The sequence below is a fragment of the Methylobacterium sp. WL120 genome, from assembly GCF_008039465.1.
GTDB lineage: Bacteria > Pseudomonadota > Alphaproteobacteria > Rhizobiales > Beijerinckiaceae > Methylobacterium > Methylobacterium cerastii.
In genome coordinates, this window is sequence record NZ_VRUT01000247.1 from 1 (window position 1) to 4547 (window position 4547).

Sequence of the window (4547 nt, forward strand, 5' to 3'; positions counted from 1 at the left end):
ACCCAAACCTTTCCCCTCCCCAAGCGAAAACCCCGGAGAACGACCATGAAGATCCTGATGGTGCTGACCTCGCACAACCGCCTCGGCGACACCGGCCGGAAGACCGGCTTCTGGCTGGAGGAGTTCGCGGCCCCCTACTACGTGTTCAAGGATGCCGGCGCGGAGATGGTGGTGGTCTCGCCCCAGGGCGGCCGCCCGCCCCTCGACCCGAAGAGCGCCGAGCCGGACTTCCAGACCGACACGACGCGCCGCTTCGAAGCCGACGCGGCGGCCATGGCGGTGCTGGACGAGACCGGCCGCCTCGACGCCGTCGGCCACGAAAGCTTCGACGCGGTGTTCTACCCCGGCGGCCACGGGCCCCTGTGGGACCTCGCCGAGGACCCGGCCTCGATCAAGCTGATCGAGACGACGCTGGCGGCCGGCAAGCCCGTGGCCCTGGTCTGCCACGCCCCCGGCGTCCTGCGCCACGCCAAGGCGCCCGACGGGAAGCCACTGGTCGACGGCCGCAAGGTCACCGGCTTCACCAACACCGAGGAGGAGGCCGTCGGCCTCACGGAGGTGGTGCCGTTCCTGGTCGAGGACGAGCTCGTGCGGAACGGCGGCCTCTACGCCAAGGGCGCCGACTGGGGACCCTTCGTCGTGGCGGACGGCCTGCTCGTCACCGGCCAGAACCCGGCCTCCTCAGGCCCCGCCGCCGAGCGTCTCGTCGCCCACCTCGCCAACCGCTGAGGTCGCGGGCGCCCTCGACGGGCGCCCGCTCATGATCGCCGCCGGCCCGAGCCGGGGCGATCCGCCCGCATCGCGAACCCGAAGGATTCCCGCCCATGACCCAGCCCATGACCCAGCTCACCACCCCCTCCACGACACAGGACGTCGTCTTCTCGGACGCGACCCGGCTCGCCGAATTGATCCGCACTCGGCAGCTCTCGCCGGTCGAAGTCGTGCAGGCGCATCTCGACCGGATCGCGGCGGTCGACCCCCAGATCAACGCCATCGTCACCGTCGCGGACGGCGCGCTCGCTGCCGCGAAGGAGGCGGAGGCGGCAGTGATGGCGGGGCGGGAGCTCGGGCCGCTTCATGGGGTGCCGTTCACCGTGAAGGATTCGATCGACACGGCGGGCGTCATGACCCAGCGCGGCTCGCCGATCTTCAAGGGCCGCACGCCCGAGGCCGACGCGACCAGCGTGGCGCGCCTGAAGCAGGCCGGCGGCATCCTGCTGGCCAAGACCAACCTCCCCGAATTCTCCTACTGGATCGAGAGCGACAACCTGCTCTCGGGCCGCTCGAACAACCCCTGGGACCTGACGCGCACGCCGGGCGGATCGAGCGGCGGCGAGTCGGCGGCCATCGCGGCCGGCATGTCGCCCCTGGGGCTGGGCACCGACCTCGCCATCTCGGTCCGGGGACCGGCCGCGCAGACCGGGATCGTCTCGCTCAAAGGCACCCACGGGCGCGTGCCGATGACCGGCATCTGGCCACGGGCGCCGCGCCGCTTCTGGCACGTCGGCCCGATGGCGCGCTCGATCCGCGACCTCGCGCTGGCCTTCTCGCTGCTTGCCGGCCCCGACGGCGAGGACGGCTACGCCAGCCGGTTCGAGGCCGGCGCGGCGCCCGCACCGGACCGTCCGCTGCGGGTGGGCTGGCTGGTCGAGCCCGGCTTCGGGCCGGTCGATTCCGAGGTCGCGGCGACCGTGCGGGCGGCGGCCGAGGCGCTGGCGAGCCTCGGTCACACGGTGGAGGCCGTGCGCATCCCGGCGCTGGAGCGCGACTTCGCCCTCGACGTGTTCAACAAGCTCCACGTGATGGAGATGAAGCCGGCCTTCCGCGCGGCGACCGCCGGGCACGAAGACCAGATGTACACGATGGCCAGGACCATGCTGTCGCTGCCCGACACCACGATGGCGGAGTACGTCGCGGCCGAGCAGGCGGCGGAGCGGCTCCGCGACGGCTACGCCGCCTACTTCCGCGACCACGACATCCTGCTGACGCCCGTGCTGCCGGTGCCGGCGCACAAGCACGGCATCCAGGAACTCGTCGTCGACGGGAAGACGGTCGACCTGACCTACCTCCAGGGCGCGACGGTGCCGCTGAACGTGACCGGCCTGCCGGGGCTGTCGATGCGGTTCGGAACGAGCCGCGAGGGACTGCCGATCAACGTGCAGGTGGTGGGCAGCTGGCAGGCGGAGGCGACGATCCTGCACGCCGCCGCGCTCCTGGAAGGGGTCAGCCCGGTGCGTGGGCTTCACCCGAGCCTTTAGGCGACCCGCGCGCATCCGGGGCGGGCGCCCCCGCCCTGGACGGGACGCCCCCGGATGCCGACCTACGCCGTCTCGACCGCGCGGACGGTGACCGCCGAGGAGCGGGCTCGCATTGTCGCCATCCATGCGGTCGAGGCGGGGGCACCGCGATGCCTCGTGCAGGTCGTCATCCAGGCGGTCGACCCGGGGTCGATCTTCATCGGCGGCGCGCCGGCCTCGCCCGATCACGTCTGGGTCCGCGTCGCCATCCCCGCGGGCCGGCCCCCGGATCGGAAGGCGCGGTGAGGCGCATCATGGCCGAGACGAGCGCGATCCTCGGCATCGCGGACCACGACGTCTGGGTCGCCATCTCCGAGCATCCCCGCCCACGGCCTCCTGGAATTCGGCACGGTGCTGCGCGAGCCCGGCCAGGAGGATGCTTGGCTCGCATCGCTCCCCGAGCCCTTGCGCGAAAAGCTCCGCCGCATCGCCTGACGCGGAGGCTGCCTAGCCGCCACCGCGCGATTGCGCCAAGCTGCGCCGGAAAGTGGGTCCTTGCATGAAACGCATCCTGTGCGCCGCCGCTCTCGTCCTCGCCCTCGGCACTGCCGCCGAAGCCAAGGTGGTCCGGCTGGAGATCGCGGGCAAGCAGCCCTACGGCAGCTTCGCGGCCGGGGCCTACGAGCGCTGGGACGGGCGGGTCGTCGGCGAGCTGGCGCCGGACGAGGCGGGCATTCCCGATCTCGACAAGGCCGGGCGCAACGCCGCCGGAAAGGTCGAATACGGCGCGCGGATCATCCTGTTCCTGCCGGTCGACCCCGCTGCCGGCAACGGCGCCCTGCTGGTCGATGTGCCCAACCGCGGCAAGGCCTACGCCCACGCGCTCTACAACAGCCCGCGGGCGCTCCCGATGGCGTCGGGCAACCTCGATGCCGGGACAGGCTTCCTGGAGGATCGCGGTTACCGGGTCGCCGAGGTGTACTGGGAGCTCGGCCAGGGCGCCGACCTGCCGTCGTTTACCGACGCGGAGGGACGGCGACGCTTCGTCGAGGGGGTCGGCTTCGCCATCGTGCGGGACGCGGCCGACTTCCTCGCGCACGCCGCCGGGGACGCCGCCGGCACGCCGAACCCGCTCGCCGGCAGCGTGAGCCGCACGCTCGCCGTCGGCAAGTCGCAGGACGGGCGCTTCCTCAAGACCTTCCTGCTGCACGGCTTCAACCGGGCAGAGGGCCGGCGCGTCTTCGACGGGATGCACGTCTTCGTCTCGGGCGCCGGGCTGCTGCCGATCCTGCGCTCGGGGCTAGGGCCCGGATCGAGCGCCGACGGCGCGCCGAACTTCGCCGACCCGGAGTTTCCCGGCGTCCACGACGGGCCGCTGACCGTCGGCGCGATCGTCGCCGCGGCCGAGGCGCGGGGAGAGGTGCCGCCCAAGGCGATGCTGCTCAATTCCACCGTGGACTATGCGTCGCTGCGCGCCTCGCTGGGCCGCACCGGCGCCTCGGGCACCGCCGACCTCGCCCTGCCGGGCAACGTCCGGATGTACGACGTGGCCGGCGCCTCGCACGTCACCGTGCTCAAGGCCGAGCCCTGCACCCTGCCGCCGGGCCGGCTCGACTGGGCGCCGGTGGCGCGCGCGACCCTGCAGCGCCTCGACGGATGGGTCGCGCGGAACGAACCTCCGCCCGAGACCCGGCTGATGCCGCTCGAACCGGCCACCGGCGACCCGGCCGTGCTGCAGCCGCCCAAGGCCCTGCCGGACGCGGTGGTGCAGGTGCCGCGACGCGACGCCGACGGCAACCCGCTCGGCGGCGTGCGCCTGCCCGACATCGCCGTGCCGCTCGGCGTCCACGGCCTGCAGAACGCACCGCTCTCCACCTTCACCTGCTCGCTCGTCGGCGCCTACCGGCCATTCGCGCGCAAAGCCGGCGAAGGTGGGCCGCCTTCGCTGACCGAGCGCTACCGAAGCCAGGCCGACTACGTGAACCGCGTGCGCGCCGCCGCCCGGGAGGCCGAGGCCCAGGGCTTCCTGCTGCCGGAGGATGCGGCGGTCGTCGTCAACGCGGCTGCCGAGACCCCGATTTTCGACGCGCAGACCCCGTCGGCGCCGCCGCGCTGATTGCGGCCGGCCGGCCGGGTGCTAGGGTCCGCCGGCATTCGCGCACCGCGCGAATCGCCGGCGCCGCCGCTCGCGGCGCCCGGCGCGACGGGACGAGGACGACCATGCTGGGATCGGGGTTCGGGCGTCGGATCGGGCTTCTGGCCGGGCTCCTGGTCGCGACACCCACTTTGGCGCCCTCTTGGGCTCAGGCG

Annotated in this window: 4 protein-coding genes; all 4 read left to right on the plus strand. The window is 73.1% G+C overall.

What is annotated here, in order from left to right; translation table 11 throughout:
* The first annotated feature begins 45 nt into the window (after window positions 1-45).
* The 4 genes from FV229_RS25405 to FV229_RS25420 all read left to right on the plus strand — a co-directional run bounded on the left by FV229_RS25405 (window position 46) and on the right by FV229_RS25420 (window position 4353).
* Window positions 46-729 (plus strand): type 1 glutamine amidotransferase domain-containing protein, encoded by a 684-nt coding sequence (locus FV229_RS25405; RefSeq protein ID WP_147754588.1) that lies wholly within the window; start codon window positions 46-48, stop codon window positions 727-729.
* Window positions 730-824: 95 nt separating this feature from the next.
* Entirely contained in the window at window positions 825-2258 is a 1434-nt protein-coding gene (locus FV229_RS25410; RefSeq protein ID WP_246688341.1) for an amidase, read from the plus strand.
* Between the two features lie 54 nt (window positions 2259-2312).
* Window positions 2313-2543, plus strand: coding sequence for a hypothetical protein (locus FV229_RS25415; RefSeq protein ID WP_147754589.1), 231 nt, complete (start codon window positions 2313-2315; stop codon window positions 2541-2543).
* Window positions 2544-2796: 253 nt separating this feature from the next.
* The gene (locus FV229_RS25420; protein ID WP_147754590.1) at window positions 2797-4353 is read left to right on the plus strand and encodes an alpha/beta hydrolase domain-containing protein; all 1557 of its coding nucleotides are present in this window, start codon (window positions 2797-2799) and stop codon (window positions 4351-4353) included.
* Window positions 4354-4547: the final 194 nt, after the last annotated feature.